The following is a 17570-nucleotide window of genomic DNA, read 5'->3' on the forward strand; positions in this document are numbered from 1 at the left end:
TTCCGAAAGGAAATGGCTGGATTTTTGCGTCTTTGTGCATTTGCTATCGCAAAATGCCACGGACAGCTCAGCGCGCCGGCGACGGCGCACTCTCGCAGGGGCAACGCAGACAGCATGGCCGGACTTATCCCTCAGGGCTTCATTGATGACCTGCTCGGACGCATCGACATCGTCGAAGTCGTCGGAGCTCGCCTGAAGCTCAAGAAGACCGGCAAAAACTACTCTGCGCTGTGCCCGTTTCATAACGAGAAGTCGCCTTCCTTCAGCGTCAGCCCGGACAAGCAGTTCTACTACTGCTTCGGCTGCGGCGCTGGCGGCAGCGCGCTGAGCTTCGTGATGGACTTTGATCGCCTGGATTTCCCCCAAGCGGTCGAAGAACTCGCACGCCAGGCCGGCGTTGAAGTGCCGCACGAGGAGCGCAACGACGGCCGCAAGAGCAGCAGCCGCGCACCGCGCAAGGACAATCCGCTATACACTCTACTGGAGCAGGCAGCCGCCTATTATCGGCAGCAACTGCGCCAACATCCGAGCAAGCAGCGCGCGATTAACTACCTCAAGGGACGCGGGCTCTCCGGGCAAATTGCCAAGTTGTACGACCTTGGAATGGCGCCCCCGGGCTGGGACAACCTCATGTCCCACCTGAGTCGCGACACTACCGAACAAAATGCGCTGATCGAAGCAGGACTGATCGTCGAGAATCCCGATAGTGGCGGCCGCTACGACCGCTTCCGCGACCGCATCATGTTTCCCATTCGAGACAGCCGCGGCAGGACCATCGGCTTCGGCGGTCGGGTACTGGGCGATGAGAAGCCCAAATACCTGAACTCGCCAGAAACACCGGTATTCCATAAAGGCCAGGAACTGTATGGCCTGTACGAAGCAAAGCAACAGAATCGGCAACTGAATGAGATTCTGGTGGTCGAAGGCTACATGGACGTGATCGCGCTGGCTCAGCACGGCGTCACCAATGCCGTCGCCACGCTTGGCACAGCAACCAGCGAAGAGCACCTCAAGCGCCTGTTTCGGCTGGTGCACAACGTGATCTTTTGCTTCGACGGCGACAGAGCAGGACGCCAGGCAGCATGGCGTGCACTTAACTCCGCCCTGCCCGTACTGGAAGACGGTCGTCACGTACGCTTCCTGTTTCTGCCCGACGGGCAGGACCCGGACACGATGGTACGCGAAGAAGGGGCTGACGCTTTCCGACGCCGACTGGAGCGCGAAGCACTGCCACTGACGGACTACCTGTTCCGGCATCTTTCAGAGGAAGCCGGAGCCGACAGCCTTGAAGGCAAGGCACACATGGCTTCACTGGCACTGCCACTGATCGATCAGGTGCCGGGCAGCATGCTGCGGCGACTGCTGCGCCAATCCCTGCAGCAGCAGACCGGGATTGATCTGGACACCGTCGAGCCTGCAACCCTGCCCGCTACCGAATCCGGTCCGGCAGCGCCAGAGCATCCGCCGCACGCCGACGACATTCCGTTTGGCGCCTGGGATGATTGGCCAGAGCGCGACGAGGCAGAAGCCGAGTACTACATACCAGACGGCTTGCTTGGCGCGCCTCCTAGCAGCAACAGCGGACGCCCATTTGCGCCGCGCAACAATGAGCGCGGCGAGCAGCGAGGACGCAAGGACTTTGGTGGCGGGAAGAAAGCGCCACGCCGAGAGGTAGACAGCCCGGTTTTGCAGGCGGTGCGCACACTGCTGCACCACCCGCATCTGGCCGCACATGCCCAACAGGCCAATCAGATGGCCGACGAGGACGAAGACGAAGCGAGACTGCTCGTAGCACTGATAGACGCCGCGCAGAAACAACCATCGCTGACTACAATTGAGCTGCTGGCACGCTGGCACGGAACGGCGATGGGGGAGCAACTGAATCGCCTGGCCGAGCAGGAGTGGCTACTGACCAGTCCCGGCGTGAACCTTGAACAACAGTTTTTCGACACCATTAACAAATTAACCGCTCGCCAAAACGAGCGGAGAATCGAGCACCTCCTCGACAAATCGGTCAACGAACCGCTCTCTGCCGAGGAAAAGCAACAACTGCGAGACCTTTTGGGCGCACGAAACGCCCGTAAAAACGACGGCTGACCCCGCCTCAAGTGGCGTCAGCAGGCGAAATCAGGGTATAATCCGCAGCTTATTTTTTGCACACCTAGGCATCCACAAGGGTTGTTATGTCCGGAAAAGCGCAACAGCAATCCCGTCTCAAAGAGCTCATCGCCCGCGGTCGCGAGCAGGGCTACCTGACCTATGCGGAGGTCAACGATCACCTGCCCGAGGATATCTCCGATCCGGAACAGGTGGAAGACATTATCCGCATGATCAACGACATGGGCATCACGGTTTTCGAAACCGCTCCCGATGCCGATGCGCTGTTGCTGGCCGATAATGATGCCGACGAAGCCGCTGCCGAAGAAGCCGCTGCCGCACTGGCCGCGGTCGAAACCGATATCGGTCGCACCACCGACCCAGTCCGCATGTACATGCGTGAGATGGGTACGGTAGAGCTGCTGACCCGTGAAGGCGAGATCGAAATCGCCAAGCGTATCGAAGAAGGCATCCGCGAAGTCATGGCTGCCATCTCCATGTTCCCCGGCACCGTCGACGGCATCCTTGCTGACTACGCGCGTGTCGTCGAGGAAGGCGGTCGCCTGTCCGATATCTTCAGCGGCTATATCGACCCTGACGACGACGGCATGTCCGGCGTCAACAGCGATCAAATCCCCGCCGTCTCGACCAAGGATGCCAAGAAGGAAGACGACGAGGACGAAGACGAAGACGAGTCCGATGACGACAGCGATGACAACGAAGGCGACGGCGGCCCCGATCCGGAAGTAGCTCGCCTGCGTTTCACTGCCATCAAGGAACAGCTGGAAAAACTGCAGAAGGTGCTCAAGAAGCACCCGCGCAACAGCCCCAAGGCCGTTGCCGAGCAGGAAGCTTTGGCTACCCTGTTCATGCCGATCAAGCTGATTCCCAAGCAATACGAAGCATTGGTCAATCGTGTCCGTGATGCCCAGGACCAGATCCGTAAGCAGGAACGCGCCATCATGCAACTGTGCGTCCGCGACGCACGCATGCCACGTGCTGACTTCCTGCGCAGCTTCCCCGGCAACGAAATCAACGAAGACTGGGTCGACGCCCTGCTGGCCGACAGCCCGCGTTACAGTGAAGGACTGCAAACGCTGAAGAGCGACATCCAGCGCGCTCAGAAAAAGCTTGCTGAGCTGGAAGCAAACGCCAGCCTGACCATTTCTGAGATCAAGGACATCAACCGCCGCATGTCCATTGGTGAGGCGCGTGCGCGTCGTGCCAAGAAAGAAATGGTTGAGGCCAACCTGCGTCTGGTTATCTCGATTGCCAAGAAGTACACCAACCGCGGCCTGCAGTTCCTTGACCTGATTCAGGAAGGCAACATCGGCCTCATGAAAGCGGTCGACAAGTTCGAATACCGCCGTGGATACAAGTTCTCGACCTACGCCACCTGGTGGATTCGTCAGGCCATCACCCGCTCCATTGCGGACCAGGCTCGCACCATCCGTATTCCGGTGCACATGATCGAGACCATCAACAAGCTCAATCGTATCTCCCGCCAGATGCTGCAGGAGATGGGTCGCGAGCCGACGCCGGAAGAGCTGGGCGAGCGCATGGAAATGCCTGAGGACAAAATCCGCAAGGTCTTGAAGATCGCCAAGGAACCGATCTCGATGGAAACCCCCATCGGTGACGACGAAGATTCGCATCTGGGCGATTTCATTGAGGACGGCACCATGGAGTCGCCGATTGACTCGGCCACTGTGGAAAACCTCAAGGAAGCGACCCGCGACGTACTGTCCGGCCTCACTGCCCGTGAAGCCAAGGTACTGCGCATGCGCTTCGGCATCGACATGAACACCGACCACACCCTCGAAGAGGTCGGCAAGCAGTTCGATGTTACCCGTGAGCGTATTCGTCAGATCGAAGCCAAGGCCCTGCGCAAGCTGCGTCACCCAACGCGCAGCGATCACCTGCGCAGCTTCCTCGACGACTGAGTTGCTCGCATGCAGTAATAAACAACGCCTGGCCTATGCCGGGCGTTGTCGTTTATGGCGCACACCGTCTCCGGCAGAGCTGGGCATTTGCAACAACCAAGGGCTAAACTGGCGAAGTAATATCGAGTAACCATGGATACAGGTTTACTGTCGAATGAACGCCGTCGCCAAAGGATGTATTGCCGCCGGCCTGGCAATGACTGGCGCAGGATGCAGTGCATCCGCAACCTCCACGCTACCCCAGCTGCAATTCACGCAAGTTGGCGTATTGCTGGTGTCCTGCGTACTGCTGCTCGCTGCCCACGCGCTCAACCAGCTCCGACGCAGCGCAGTATCCCAACGCCAGGAAGCACTTGAACTGCTTAGCCAGCAGGAACACCGCTATCGTTCACTGGTAGAAAAACTGCACGTTGTCACTTGGGAGATGTCCTACCCTTCCTTGCGCTTCGTGTACACGTCGCCACATGCAGCAGACCTGCTGGGCTACCCTGCCGAGCATTGGCTCAGTCCGGACTTTCTCGCCGACCACCTGCACCCGGAAGACCAGCGCAGAGTTCTCGACAACCTGCGTGAGCATGCCCTCTCCAACCAGCACCAGAACTTCGACTTTCGCCTCTACCGCCAGAGCGGCGACTACATCTGGGTACGCGCCATCATCAATCGGGTCACCACCGAGGAATACGAAGCAGCAGCGCTACACGGCCTGCTTATCGATATTCAGGAACAGAAACTGGCCGAACAGGCGCTGCGCAACTCGGAACAGAAATTCTCGTCGGTATTTCATCACTGCCCTGACACTATCGTCCTTGCGGCCGCCGACTCGGGTCGTCTGTTATCGGTCAACCAGACCTTCGAAGACCAGTTTGGTATCCCAGTCGCCGAGGCTATCGGCAAAACCGCAACCGAGCTGGGACTTTGGGTAGACCCGGGAACTGGCCCTCGCGTGCTCACGATGCTGTCCTCCCAGACCAGAAGCAACGTAGAGCTAGCCTTCCGACGAGCAGATGGCAGTCGCTTTACAGGCCTGCTCTCTGCGCGCGCGGTCAGCATTAATGAGCAACCGGTGATGGTGACGGTGATCCGCGATATTTCAGCGCTCAAGCAGACTCAGGAGCAGCTGAGCTTGTCCGAACAGAAATTCTCACGTGCGTTCCACGCCTCGCCTGATGGCCTGCTTATCTCCCGCGCCAGCGATGGCATGCTACTGGATGTAAACGAAGGCTTTACCCGAATTACCGGCTATACCCGCGACCAAGCGGTAGGTACAAGCACTTTGGCTCTGCGACTCTGGCGCGATGACGCCGATCGCCAGCGCATGATCGAAATGCTACGCCGTGACGGCCGGGTTCGCGACCTGCTGTCGCAAGTCACGACAGCCAAAAATGAGGTGCGCCAGGTAGAAATCTGTACCGAAGCGATCACCATCAACAATCAGGAGTGCATGCTCAGCATAGCGCGCGATGTAACCGAAAGATTGGAAATGGAGGCCTCGCTGCGTCAGGCTGCAACCGTCTTTGAAAACACCAACGAAGGCGTAATCATCACCGACTCCTCCGGCAACATCGCCGCAGTCAACCAGGCCTTCAGCCGGATCACCGGCGTTCCGGCCGAAGAGGTTATTGGCCAACCGATGCGCATGCTGGCAGAGAATGCCGAAGATCAGGACCTGATCGCCCAAGCATCCGAATCGATCAAAGAGCACGGCCAATGGCAGGGCGAGTCTTGGAATCATCGGCCCAACGGCGAGCTCTACGCTGCCTGGACCAATGTAAGCCAGGTGCTGAATGTCGACGGCAGCCTCAGCCACCTGGTTGCGGTATTCAGCGATATCACGCCGCTTAAGCATACCCAGGCAAGGCTCGACCATCAGGCCCACCACGACCCACTGACCGGCCTGCCCAATCGCACCCTGTTTGAGGCGCGACTGCGCGAGGCCTTGCATAGCCTCGCAATAGACGACGCTGCACATGTCGGCGCACTGCTGTTCATCGATTTGGACCGGTTCAAACAGATCAACGACAGTCTCGGACACCCGATAGGCGATAGCCTGCTGAAACTGGTCAGCCAGCGCCTCTGTTCAGTACTGCGCGACATTGACACCGTCGCCCGCCACGGAGGCGACGAGTTCATCGTCCTGCTTCCCTGCCTGCATGACGACACGGACGTCGCGGCCATCGCTGACAAATTGCTGGCTGTCTTTCGTGCCCCCTTTGTCTGCTCCGGACATGAGTTTTTCGTCAGTGCGAGCATCGGCATCAGCCTGTTCCCAACCGATGCCAACGACGTAAACAGCCTGATCAAGCACGCCGACGCGGCCATGTACCGAGCCAAGAATCAGGGCCGCAACCGTTACGCGTTCTACACCAGCGACCTGACGGCCAGCGCCCATCAACGCCTGGAAATGGAAAACGACATGCGCCGCGGCCTTGACCGGGGTGAATTCATCCTCCACTACCAGCCCAAACTGGATTTGCATAGCGGCCTGCTGAACGGTGCTGAAGCGCTGGTGCGCTGGAACCACCCACAGCGAGGGCTGGTCGAGCCAGACCAGTTCATTCCCCTGGCAGAAGAAACCGGTCTCATCGTCGATCTCGGTCGCCATATTCTGGACATAGCCTGCGCCCAACTCGCAAAGTGGCGCGGCCATGGTCTTCAGCCTCCACGCATGGCGATCAATGTGTCCGGCACCCAACTGACCGGCAACCAGTTAGTCAGTGACCTTCGGCGAGCACTCACAGAGTACGATCTGCCTGCCAGTCAGCTTGAGCTGGAAATCACCGAAGACTTCGTCATGAATCAGAACCGAGAAGCCATCATCCTGCTCGACCTGTTCAGCAGCATGGGAATTCACCTCTCGATTGACGACTTCGGCACCGGATACTCTTCACTCGCCTACCTCAAGGAGCTGCCGCTCGACACGCTGAAGATCGACCGCAGCTTTGTTGCCGGCCTGCCCGAGAGCCACCACGATGCGGCGATCAGCCAGACCATCATCGTGCTGGCACACAACCTTGGTATGGAAGTAATCGCCGAAGGCGTTGAGACAGAAGCACAACGCGAACTTCTCCGGGAACAGGGCTGTGACAGCATTCAGGGCTACCTGATCAGCCCTCCGCAACCTGCAGAAGCGTTCGCCGAACGCTTCCTGCTGCAGGCGCCTAGTCACCAGCCATCACAGCCCGTATAATCCGACGCGCTATAAAAGCGTGGGCCTATAGCTCAGTTGGTCAGAGCAGGCGACTCATAATCGCTTGGTCCCAGGTTCAAGTCCTGGTGGGCCCACCACACTCCCCGCGCTGCCGCATCCGTGTTTTCTTCGGAACATAGTCTGTCCGCTTTGGCCAAACTTTGGTAAAAATTTTTACCTGCCGTGTCCGCACGACTCAAAATCCTCACCGCCCCTAATGCTCACCATGATGACCACGCCGGCCGCTTCGCCGGGTGAGAATCACAGCTTGGGCTGGCTACTTGTGCAAGCGGGAAACGCCCAAACGCCCCCAACACACGACATGTCAGAACTAGCGACTTACTCACCTCGACCTATAGGGGCGCTCTATTCGATACGCACCAGCTGATAGTAGGCAGGCCATAGCTCCCTGCACGTGGTCCTGCATATGGCCCGCTTTCGCATCTCTTTCCTTTCCGAAACCACTAATATCCTTCGGCCTGCGACCATGCCCCTGACCACCGCGTATCTAGGTTCTAGCCATACCGAGTCAACCATATCTCTACCTGTTCAAATTCGCGAAATGAGCCGCCCCGACTTTTCTCGATACCTCCAAGCCACAGTGGTCGGCGGCTAATCTAGATCTGGACCAGCCGTTCTTGGCGGAAAGCAGCCCTCTTGCAGCCAAGCGCCGCGCCACTATCCAGCGCCTCAGTAACGCCAACCCGGCCCCCACGCCCGCAAAACTGCTGATACTATCGACCCAACGACCAGCCAGCCCCTGACAGACCGGGAGCCCACGCATTTGGACCATCTGAACCTTCGCCATCTGCAGTATTTTTGGATGATCGCTCGCACAGGCTCGATTGTCCGAGCCGCCGAGAGTCTTGACCTCTCACCGCAAACCCTCAGCGGTCAGCTGGCAACGCTTGAAGCGACGCTGGGCAGCCCGCTGTTCAGACGTGCCAATCGCGCCCTGCAGCTGACCGAGTTCGGCAAAACCGTATTCGCCTATGCCGATGACATCTTTCAGTCAGTGCAGTCGTTGACCGATATCCTGCAGCAGCCAGCAGAAGACCGGCCATTGACCCTCACGGTGGGCATCGCGGCATCAATCCATAAGCTAATCGCCTACCACCTGACCGAGCCAGCACTAGCGCTGCCTCGCCCGGTGCATCTGGTTTGTCAGACCGGCGAAACCGGGCAGCTGCTCAAGCAGCTCGGCCAACGGGAGCTGGATATTCTGCTCACCGACCGCCAACCGGATTTCAAGGACGCCGGACAATTCAGGGCAACCCAGCTGGCCAGCTCGTCGATCTCCCTGTTCGCCACGCCGGAGCTTGCTGAAAAACTGAAACAGGGGTTTCCGCAAAGCCTTGATCGTCAGCCATTTCTCACCACGTCGTTGAACGCCCCCTACATCAACGACTTGATGAACTGGTTTGCCACCAAACGCATCCGCATCAATGTGGTTGCCGAGGTCGACGACAGCGCGCTGATCAAGGTGTTCGGACGCCAGGGGCTAGGCTATTTTGCTGCTCCAACAGTGATCAGCGACGAGGTCTGCCGGCAATATGAAGTGGAATGTATCGGCTCGATCGAGGAGGTAAGGGAAACCCTCTACGCGGTAACCCGGGCCCGTTCGAGTGGCAACGCGGCCGTCGCTGCGCTGCTGAAAGTGCGACCGGAGCTGGACGACAGCATCGAAAAAACCGATCTATAAAATCCATATAGATCGGTTTATTCAAACCCATTTATTCGTGATCCTAAGCCCGTCGAAAACTGTGCGGAGGAAGGTCATGAAAACCATCCATCAGTATCAACTGGCAAGCGACAAGCAGATTACCAGCCTGGCGCTGCGCGACGGGTTCCGGATCGTACGCTGCGAGTACGTGGTCGCCCAGAAACGCGTTTACCTGTGGGTCGAGGAGCCGCTGAAAATCGACCTGCCGGTCACCGAGCACCAGTTCATGGTAGTCGGGTCAGGCGTCCCGGTACCGGTCAGTCACCGCTACATCGATACTGCCCTCGACCCGTTCGGACCTGAGGCGTTCCACGTCTACGAGGTCGCCCATGCGGCGGAAATGCAGGCAACGAACCTCACCGGTCAGCACGAACCAGCAACGCGCAGCGCGTTAAGGCTAAGCGCCTAAACTAACCCCGTTCACTACAAGAGCCCCGATCCGGGGCTCTTTTTTGCGCGTAACCCTTCAACCCACCCCATGGAAGCGACTCAATGCCCGATATCATCGTCATGTTCTTCATCCTTGGTCTGATTGCCGGCTCACTGCGCTCAGACCTCGCCATTCCTAAAGCGGTGTACGACATTCTGTCGCTGCTGCTGATGCTGACAATCGGCCTGAAAGGCGGCATGGCCTTGCACGGCAATCTGCACTGGTCGCTGCTGGGTGAAGTGCTGGCAGTTACCGCGCTGGGCTTTCTGATTCCGCTGTTTCTCTACCCGCTGCTCCGCCACCTGGTCAGACTCAGCACGGCGGACGCCGCCAGTTTCTGCGCCCACTATGGTTCGGTGAGCGCCGGTACCTTCGCTGTCGCACTGGCCTGGACCGAGTCTCGCGGGATGATCGTCAGCGGTCAGGTCACACTGTATCTGGTGCTGCTTGAGTTGCCGGCGATCATCACCGGCCTGTGGCTGTATCGCCGGCTCAGTAGCTCACCTGGCCCGGCCCAGACCACGACCAGCACGCCGCTGTGGCAAGAGACGCTGACCAACCGCAGCGTGATTTTGCTGGTGGGCGGCGTGGTCATTGGCCTGCTCTACGGCAAGCAGGGTGGTAGCCAGGTGACTGGCGCACTGACCAACGGATTCTCTCTGATTCTCGCGCTGTTCCTGCTGGAGATGGGATTGGTAGCCGCAGAAACCCTGCGCAAGGTCCGACTGCAGCACTGGCGGGTGATCGCCTTCGCCCTGTGCATGCCGACGCTGCTGGCGATGCCCGGCATGTTTACCGGCCTGTTGTTGGGGCTGGCTCCGGGTACCACCGTGATCCTCGCCACCCTGACCGCCAGCGCGTCCTACATCGCGGCACCGGTCGCGGTGCGCCATGCCATCGAGGAGGCCGACATCGGCCTGGTGATGCTGGCCTCACTGGGCATCACCTTCCCGTTCAACGTGCTGGTCGGCATTGAGCTGTATGCCGGTATCCTGCAACAACTCACCGGCTAGCATTCCGCTTCACGGGCAGTCCGATAACTGCCCGTGACAGTCACCCGCAGACCACCGATACTGCGCATCAACTCGCTGTCGCTGGCCTGAGGAGGGGAACGCCATGGCAACGCTGAAGTACCTCGCGGGATACAGCCCCGACCTGCGCCAGCAGGTGCAGCAACTGATAGACCGTGGCCAGCTTGGCGCCTGGCTGGAGCAACGTTACCCGCCCGGTGAGCAGCACCCGATCCAGACCGACGCCGCGCTCTACGACTACACCCAGCGTCTCAAGCAACAGCACATGCGCAGCAGCGGACCGATCAGCAAGGTGTCGTTTGATACCCGCATGCACGTCATCGACAACGCGCTGGGGCAGCATCAGTTTGTCAGTCGCGTGCAGGGCGGCAAGCTGAAGAGCAAGAACGCGATCAAGGTCTCGGCGATTTTGAAAACCCTGCCCGAGCCGCTGCTGCGTATGGTGGTGGTGCACGAACTGGCGCATCTGCGCGAGAAGGAACACAACAAGGCGTTCTATCAGCTGTGTCGGCATATGGAGCCCGACTATCACCAGCTGGAGCTGGATCTGCGTCTGTTTCTGACCCTCAAGGACAGCTAGCGCCTACTGCGGGTTTGCCTGCAACCACGCGGCCAGCTCAGCGATGGCCTGCGGGGCCGTGGTACTCGCGCCGACCCAGCTGCAGGCCAGCATCAGGTTGCGCGGCAGGCCGAAGTTCTCAACCACAAAGCCGTCCGGGCACAGCCCCTGGGCATCGCGCGACAGCTGCTCGATCATCGGCTGTTGGTCCGGAAAGTACGCCCACACCGGTTTACCCAAGGCACAGGCAAAGCCAACCTCGAAGACGGTGCCGGAATCCGGCTCGTTGCCGCGAAAGTGCCCGAGGTTGGCCAGTACCGCATCGGCGCGGCGCAGGCTGTCGAGGTTCGCCTGACAGATCCAGCCAGCCGGATCGCTCAGTCCGTCCGGCAAGGCGGCATCCGGCGGATAAAGCCCTTCGAGCCCGTGCGCGGCACACAGCCCCTTCAGATATTCGCCGCGTGCCAGAGCGTCGGGATAAAACACGTCAAAACCGGCCAGATATACCGAGGGCACCGGGACTCTCCTGCGTGGATCAAACGAGTGGGTTCAGCGCGGCAAGATCCGCCGCCTGATCCAGATCGAGACAGACGCCGGCATCCTCTACCGCCAGCACCTTAACGCAATCGGCATTCGCGCGCACAACCTCACGCCCGCCCAGATCACCACTGAGGGTCAGCAGCTGCGGCCAGAAGTGTCGGCCAAACAGCACCGGATGGCCGCGCTGGCCCTGCCAGCTCGGCAGCACGATCTGCGCCGGCCCACAGTGCTGCACCAGCGCTTGCAGGGTCGACGGCTGAATACACGGCATGTCAGCGAGCAGCACGGCGATGGCATCCGCATCACCCTGTCGAAGATGTTCGACACCCATAACCAACGAACTGGCCATACCCTGCGCGCTATGCGGGTTAAACAGCACCTTGACCCCATTCGGGATCGCCAGCGCCTGAGGGTCATCGTCGCCGCGCAGCACCAGCGTCACGTCTGCAAACGCTGCCAGAGCATTCTCCAGCGCGCGGCCTAAAACGCTCTGGCCATTGCCCAGCAGGGCTTTTCGCTTGTCGCCGCCGAAGCGCCGGGAGTACCCGGCGCCGAGCATCAGGGCGGCAACCCTTGGCATCAGGCCTTGGCGTCCAGCAGCATAACCTCGCGTTCAGCAATCAGCCCGGCTAACGCCTTGCCCATCGCCTGATAGTGCGGGGCCTGACGATGCGCTTCGATGGCCTCCATCCCGGCCCACTGCTCAACAAATACGAAGCGGCTGGCATCGCTGCGGTCATGGTGCAGCACATAGCCACGGCAACCGGCCTCGGCACGCGACGGCTCGACCGCTTCAGCAAGAATGGCTGCGACCTGTTCGGCGGCGCCCGGGGCGGCACGCAGCACCGCTACGATGGTAATGATTTCGGACATTTAGTTGCTCTCGACACTGGAGGGTGCTGGCAGATCCTGCTCGCACCAGTCATGGATATGAATTGAAGACGGTTCGTGAATGGCAGACTGCCGCTGCTGCAGCAGGCCACCGGTGCGGCCGTTAAGCACCGCGGTAATCTCGCCCAGAATCGCCAGTGCGACGGATTCCGGGATATCGCCACCCAGATCGAGACCGACTGGGTAATGCAATCGCGCAAGGCCCGGCAGATTGTTGTGCGCCATGCCGGCCAGCAGCCGTTCGGTGCGCTCGCGTGGGCCGAGCTGGCCGATGTAGCAAGCCGACGACGCCAGCGCCTGCGCCAGCCACCAGGCATCCTGCTGCAGGCTGTGAGTCATCACCACCACCGCCGCGTCGGCAAGCACATCGCTCAGTGCGAAGCTGTTGTCCAGCTGCCCGAGAACCACGGCGTCGGCCTCAGGGAAGCGGCTGCGCCGGGCGAAGTGCGCCCGGCTGTCGATCACCGTGACATGCAGGCCCTGCAGTTTGGCCATGCGCACCAGCGGCAGCGCATCGTGCCCCCCACCGAAAATCACCAGCCGCCGCGCCGGGCGCAGATGCTCGATCAGCACCTCAACCTCCCCGCCGGGATGGCGAAACCGATGCAATGCAGCACGCCGGGCAGAATGCGCCTGCAGCAGCGGCAACAGCGGGGCGCGCCATTCTGCGGGCAAGTTACCTTGCAACGTTGCGTCAGCGCCCAGCAAAAAGCGCTGACCAAGCAGCGCCGGCTGCGCGGCATTAACCACAGTCGCCACGCTGATGCCTGCGCTGCCCGGCATCAATGAACGGCAGGCATCAAGCAACAACTGACAGGCTGCAGATTCAACCCGTTCAAACAACAGGTGCACGGTGCCGTTGCAGCCCAGGCCAAAGCGCACCGCCGCATCGCCATCCTCATCATCTTCGGCGGTGCTATAGCTGCGCAGCGCAGCGCCTCGCTCGGTCAGCCAGCGGGCGGTGCGTGCCACTTCCGTTTCCAGACACCCGCCACTGACCGTCCCCTCGGTCTGGCCCAGGGAATTGATCAGCATGCGTGCGCCGGGGCGGCGATAAGCCGAACCCTCGACCTTGACCACCGTCGCCAGCACCGCATCGTCGCCCTGCCGGGCGGCATCATCGACTGCCGTGAGCAGCTGTTCAACCGCAGACATCTAGACTCCTGTTGCCGGTTTAATGACCGGTGTTACCGCGCTTGGCAGCCACATCAGCCGCGCTGATCGTTGCACCGCTGTCGCCGAAGTGCTGCAGCACGAAGCTGGCAACCGCCGCCAATTCGGCGTCCTGATAGCCAGCGGCGAACGACGGCATCTGCTGATCGACGCGGCTGTTCGGGCCACCATGTCCGCGCAGCAGAATACCGAGCAGGTTGGTGCCGGCCGGATCGTTGACCGTCTTCAACCCGCCCAAGGCCGCAATCGGCGTCTGGGTGCCACCGCCATCCCAGGCGTGGCAGCCCGCGCAGTTACCGGCAAACAACTTGCTGCCAAGGGCGCCATCGGCCACCGGCGTCGCCGCAGGGCTCTTGTCAGGACGGGCAATACCGCTGGCCTGTGCTGGCGTGCTGAGCAGGTAGGTCGCAATCGCCGAGAGATCTTCCGGGGTCAGATGGCTCAGGCTGTGTTCGACCACCTCACCCATCGGCCCGCTGGCCACGCCCTTGCCCGGCGCGTACCCCTTGCCCAGATAACTCACCAGTTCGGCCGGCGACCAGGCACCAATGCCGTAGGTCTCGTCGGAACTGATGTTGTAGGCCTGCCAGCCCTGCACCAGATTGCCTGCAAGCGGCTGACTGCTGCTCAGCGCCTGAGCGAAGTTGCGCGGGGTATGACACTCGGCGCAGTGCCCCGGCCCTTCGACCAGATAGGCGCCGCGGTTCCATTCCTCGGACTGCTCCGGATTGGCCTCAAAGCGCTCATTGTCGTGGAACACCAGATTCCAGAAGAACATCCCCCAGCGCTGGTTGTAGGGAAAACTCAGGGTGTTCTCCGGCACCGTATTACTGACCGGTTCAAGGCTGAACAGATACGCCTTGATCGCCATCACCTCATCGTCCGGCATCAGGGTGTAGGAGGTATATGGGAACGCTGGATAGTAGCGCTTGCCATCCTTGCCGACGCCCTCGTGCAGGGCGCCAAGGAAGTCGGCATCGCTCCAGTCACCAATGCCAGTAGCCTTGTCCGGGGTGATATTCGGCGAATACAGCGAGCCGAATGGCAGCTTGAATTCCACCCCGCCGGCGAACGGCTCGCCACCGGGTACGGTATGGCAAGCGACGCAGTCGGCGGCTGCCGCCAGGTATTTGCCGCGGGCGATCAGCTCATCGTCTGCGGCCTGTACAGATAACGCCGAGGCAGCCAGCCCCAGCCCGAGAATCACGGATTTGCTCAGATGCATGGGTTCAGCTCCTTAAACCGGGAAGTAGCCAGCACGGCTCAGCGGCAAGCGTCGCAGCCGCTCACCGGATGCTGCCGCCAGCGCGTTCAGCAGTGCCGGGCCGATCAGCGCGGTACCGGTTTCCCCAACCCCGCCCGGTGCCTCCGTGCTGGGCACAATGTGCACCTCCACACCGGGCGCTTCGCCGATGCGCAGCTGCCGATAGGTGTTGAAGTTGCGCTGCTGCACCTGCCCCTGCTCGATCGTGATCTCGTTGAACAGTGACGCCGACAGCCCGAACAGGGTGCCGCCTTCAATCTGCGCCAGCACCGATGTCGGGTTGGTCACCAGACCGCAGTCGATGGCACTGACCAGTCGTTTGATGCGAATGCCCTTGCCGGCCTGCATTTCCAGTTCAACCACGGTTGCAACGAAGCTGCCGAACACTGCGCTGACCGCAATGCCGCGCCCCTGTCCGGCCGGCAGCGGGGTCTGCCAATCGGCCTTCTCCGCCGCCAGTTTGAGCACCGCCTGCGCCCGCGGATGCTTGTCCATCAGCGCCAGCCGATACTCGACCGGGTCCTTGCCGGCATTGTGCGCCAGCTCGTCGATAAAGCACTCCAGCGCCAGCGTGCTGCGCAGCGGGCCGACACCACGCCACCAGGACACCGGAATAACCTTCGGCTCCTCGCGGATGTAATTGACCTGCAGGCTGTCCAGTGAATAGATCGGGTGGATCGCGACTTCCACCGCGTCAGCATCTACCCCGTTCGGCGGCAGGCTGCCAACGTAGCGTGCCATGACCGACGCCCCGGCAATGCGGTGTTGCCACCCCTGCGGCTTGCCATCGGCATCCAGCGCAGCGGTCAGACGATCGACGTAATGCGGGCGGTAGAGGTCGTGGGTCATGTCCTCTTCGCGGCTCCAGATCAGCTTGATCGGGTAGCTGACCTGCCGGGCAATGGCGACCGCCTGGGCAATGAAGTCGTAGTCCAGCCGACGACCGAAGGCACCACCAATCAGTTGGTTGTGCACAACCACCTGCTCGGGCTTCAGGCCAGTGATGGCCGCTGCCGTCTGCTGGGCAAACACCGGCACCTGGGTACCCACCCAGAGATCACAACCATCGGGGCGCACATGCGCTACACAGGTCATCGGTTCCAGCGGCGAGTGCGACAAAAATGCCTGTTCATACACCGCTTCAAACTGGCTGCTGGCGGCTTCCAGCGACGCGGCAATGTCGCCGCTGCTGTGGGCAACCACGCCGTCAGCGCTTGAGGCCTTTTGCAACGCCGCATCCAGCTCGGGCGAGCTGATCGAGGCATTTTCGCCCAGATCCCATTCGATCTTCAGCGCCTGCAAACCCTGCTGACAGGCCCAGTAGTTGGTGGCGGTGACGGTAACCGCGTTATCCAGCGTAACCACATCGCGCACACCGGGCACCTGCCGCGCCGCGCTGGCATCGACCGACTTCAGGGTACCGCCGTAGACCGGGCAGGTCAGGCTGGAGGCAACCAGCATGTCAGGTACCTGCAGATCGATGGTGAACTTTGCCTTGCCATTGACCTTATTCGGGGTGTCAATTCGGCGCGCTGCGGTGCCGATCAAACGGAACTGGTCCGGCGTTTTCAGCACCACCTCAGTCGGCAGCGGCAGGGCGCTGGCCAGATCAACCAGTTCGCCAAAACCCGCCTGGCGTTCGCCCGGACCGTAAACCACACCCTCGCGCGCTTCACACTGGGCGGGGTCTACCGACCACTGCTGCGCGGCCGCCTGAATCAGTAACAAGCGCGCGGTGGCGCCGGCTTCGCGCAGCGGCTGCCAGGCGTGCCGGGTGGACGTGGAGCCGCCCGTGGCCTGAAACTGCATGATTGAGTCGGCATACAGATCACTGTCCGGCGGCGCATCCTCCACGCTCACGTCTTCCAGACGCACTTCCAGCTCCTCGGCGACCATCATCGCGATACCGGTGTGAGCACCCTGCCCCATCTCGATCTTCGGCGAGATCACCGTCACCTTGCCATCGTGGCCGACCCGCACGTAGGCGCCGTAGCCCCGCGGTGCCTGATCACCCAAACGACCGGCTGCAGTCGCTTCGGCAGCCACGCTGTCCGGAATAAACCCAGGCAGCCAGGTGCTCAGCACCAGCCCACCCATTACCGCACTGGAGCCTTTCAGAAAGCCGCGGCGTGAAACCTGACGTGATGGTTTGCTCATGCCTGATCCCCCTTGCCGACGTCCTTGATAGCCGCACGAATGCGGGTGTAGGTCGCGCAGCGGCACAGGTTACCGGCCATACCCGCGTCGATCTCGGCGTCGCTGGGATTGGGTTGACGCTGCAGCAGCGCCGTTGCCGACATGATCTGACCGGACTGGCAGTAGCCGCACTGCACCACCTCGTGCGCCAGCCAAGCCTGCTGGACCTGGCTGCCCAGTGCCGATTCACCGACCGCCTCAATGGTCGTGACCGCACGCCCGGCCACGGCGCCAACCGGCAGGACGCAGGAGCGCACTGCCTCGCCGTCCAGATGCACGGTACAGGCGCCGCACTGAGCGATACCACAACCGAACTTGGTACCGGTCAGACCGAGCACATCGCGAACCACCCAAAGCAGTGGCATGTCGGCGGGAACGTCGAGCTCATGCCGCTCGCCGTTAACGGACAACTGGATCATAGATACCTCATCAGGCAACACAGGTTATTGGTTTTTCAAAACACTCTAGCAGCTGTGGCGGGCTTGAGACATTGCTGGGCCGAGCGCCGGGAATGAGGCAGTCAGCCGCTACCGAAC

14 protein-coding genes and 1 tRNA gene are annotated in these 17570 nt (G+C 61.0%); 8 read left to right on the top strand and 7 right to left on the bottom strand.

Translation table 11 applies throughout. The features are described from left to right. The first annotated feature begins 114 nt into the window (after positions 1–114). From dnaG to AAFM31_RS14295, 8 genes are all read left to right on the top strand, one after another. A complete protein-coding gene (dnaG, locus tag AAFM31_RS14260; protein ID WP_341708596.1) occupies positions 115–2097 on the top strand; it encodes a DNA primase in 1983 nt (660 codons plus the stop codon). A gap of 86 nt (positions 2098–2183) precedes the next feature. Next, a complete protein-coding gene (gene rpoD / locus AAFM31_RS14265; protein WP_341708597.1) occupies positions 2184–4040 on the top strand; it encodes an RNA polymerase sigma factor RpoD in 1857 nt (618 codons plus the stop codon). A 154-nt stretch (positions 4041–4194) separates the two neighbouring features. Then, complete coding sequence (locus tag AAFM31_RS14270) at positions 4195–7227, top strand: EAL domain-containing protein (protein WP_341708598.1); 3033 nt, start codon at positions 4195–4197, stop codon at positions 7225–7227. 21 nt (positions 7228–7248) lie between these two features. Further along, a tRNA-Ile gene (locus AAFM31_RS14275) sits at positions 7249–7325 on the top strand. Between the two features lie 686 nt (positions 7326–8011). Further along, a complete protein-coding gene (locus AAFM31_RS14280) occupies positions 8012–8929 on the top strand; it encodes a LysR family transcriptional regulator (protein ID WP_341708599.1) in 918 nt (305 codons plus the stop codon). Between the two features lie 76 nt (positions 8930–9005). Continuing rightward, positions 9006–9359 (top strand): hypothetical protein, encoded by a 354-nt coding sequence (locus AAFM31_RS14285; protein ID WP_341708600.1) that lies wholly within the window; start codon positions 9006–9008, stop codon positions 9357–9359. 83 nt (positions 9360–9442) lie between these two features. Beyond that, positions 9443–10393, top strand: coding sequence for a sodium-dependent bicarbonate transport family permease (locus AAFM31_RS14290; protein ID WP_341708601.1), 951 nt, complete (start codon positions 9443–9445; stop codon positions 10391–10393). A 103-nt stretch (positions 10394–10496) separates the two neighbouring features. Then, a complete protein-coding gene (locus tag AAFM31_RS14295) occupies positions 10497–10991 on the top strand; it encodes a M48 family metallopeptidase (RefSeq protein WP_341708602.1) in 495 nt (164 codons plus the stop codon). Positions 10992–10994: 3 nt separating this feature from the next. Here AAFM31_RS14295 and AAFM31_RS14300 read toward each other — a convergent pair whose 3' ends face one another. Genes AAFM31_RS14300 through AAFM31_RS14330 form a run of 7 tightly spaced genes read right to left on the bottom strand, consistent with a single transcriptional unit; the run spans position 10995 to position 17453 of the window. Next, entirely contained in the window at positions 10995–11486 is a 492-nt protein-coding gene (locus AAFM31_RS14300; RefSeq protein ID WP_341708603.1) for a nucleoside 2-deoxyribosyltransferase, read from the bottom strand. A 19-nt stretch (positions 11487–11505) separates the two neighbouring features. Further along, a complete protein-coding gene (locus AAFM31_RS14305) occupies positions 11506–12090 on the bottom strand; it encodes a nucleotidyltransferase family protein (protein ID WP_341708604.1) in 585 nt (194 codons plus the stop codon). Continuing rightward, a complete protein-coding gene (locus tag AAFM31_RS14310) occupies positions 12090–12383 on the bottom strand; it encodes a putative quinol monooxygenase (RefSeq protein WP_341708605.1) in 294 nt (97 codons plus the stop codon). The genes AAFM31_RS14305 and AAFM31_RS14310 overlap by 1 nt, the downstream gene beginning before the upstream one ends. Further along, a complete protein-coding gene (locus AAFM31_RS14315; protein ID WP_341708606.1) occupies positions 12384–13556 on the bottom strand; it encodes an XdhC family protein in 1173 nt (390 codons plus the stop codon). It abuts the gene before it with no gap. 19 nt (positions 13557–13575) lie between these two features. Then, positions 13576–14799 carry a cytochrome c gene (locus tag AAFM31_RS14320; protein ID WP_341708607.1) on the bottom strand — a complete coding sequence of 408 codons (1224 nt, stop codon included), beginning with the start codon at positions 14797–14799 and terminating at the stop codon, positions 13576–13578. Between the two features lie 12 nt (positions 14800–14811). After that, on the bottom strand, positions 14812–16995 hold the full coding sequence (locus AAFM31_RS14325) for a molybdopterin cofactor-binding domain-containing protein (RefSeq protein ID WP_341708608.1): 2184 nt from the start codon (positions 16993–16995) through the stop codon (positions 14812–14814). Next, on the bottom strand, positions 16992–17453 hold the full coding sequence (locus AAFM31_RS14330; protein WP_341708609.1) for a (2Fe-2S)-binding protein: 462 nt from the start codon (positions 17451–17453) through the stop codon (positions 16992–16994). The genes AAFM31_RS14325 and AAFM31_RS14330 overlap by 4 nt, the downstream gene beginning before the upstream one ends. Between the last annotated feature and the right edge of the window lie 117 nt (positions 17454–17570).

The organism is Halopseudomonas sp., assembly GCF_038130085.1.
In the GTDB taxonomy this organism is placed as follows: Bacteria; Pseudomonadota; Gammaproteobacteria; order Pseudomonadales; family Pseudomonadaceae; genus Halopseudomonas.

Coding starts and splice junctions, on each gene's coding strand:
- AAFM31_RS14270 (WP_341708598.1), top strand. CDS start 4,195: ATGAACGCCGTCGCCAAAGGATGTATTGCCGCCGGCCTGGCAATGACT.
- dnaG (WP_341708596.1), top strand. CDS start 115: ATGGCCGGACTTATCCCTCAGGGCTTCATTGATGACCTGCTCGGACGC.
- AAFM31_RS14325 (WP_341708608.1), bottom strand. CDS start 16,995: ATGAGCAAACCATCACGTCAGGTTTCACGCCGCGGCTTTCTGAAAGGC.
- AAFM31_RS14295 (WP_341708602.1), top strand. CDS start 10,497: ATGGCAACGCTGAAGTACCTCGCGGGATACAGCCCCGACCTGCGCCAG.
- AAFM31_RS14285 (WP_341708600.1), top strand. CDS start 9,006: ATGAAAACCATCCATCAGTATCAACTGGCAAGCGACAAGCAGATTACC.
- AAFM31_RS14310 (WP_341708605.1), bottom strand. CDS start 12,383: ATGTCCGAAATCATTACCATCGTAGCGGTGCTGCGTGCCGCCCCGGGC.
- AAFM31_RS14305 (WP_341708604.1), bottom strand. CDS start 12,090: ATGCCAAGGGTTGCCGCCCTGATGCTCGGCGCCGGGTACTCCCGGCGC.
- AAFM31_RS14290 (WP_341708601.1), top strand. CDS start 9,443: ATGCCCGATATCATCGTCATGTTCTTCATCCTTGGTCTGATTGCCGGC.
- AAFM31_RS14315 (WP_341708606.1), bottom strand. CDS start 13,556: ATGTCTGCGGTTGAACAGCTGCTCACGGCAGTCGATGATGCCGCCCGG.
- rpoD (WP_341708597.1), top strand. CDS start 2,184: ATGTCCGGAAAAGCGCAACAGCAATCCCGTCTCAAAGAGCTCATCGCC.
- AAFM31_RS14330 (WP_341708609.1), bottom strand. CDS start 17,453: ATGATCCAGTTGTCCGTTAACGGCGAGCGGCATGAGCTCGACGTTCCC.
- AAFM31_RS14320 (WP_341708607.1), bottom strand. CDS start 14,799: ATGCATCTGAGCAAATCCGTGATTCTCGGGCTGGGGCTGGCTGCCTCG.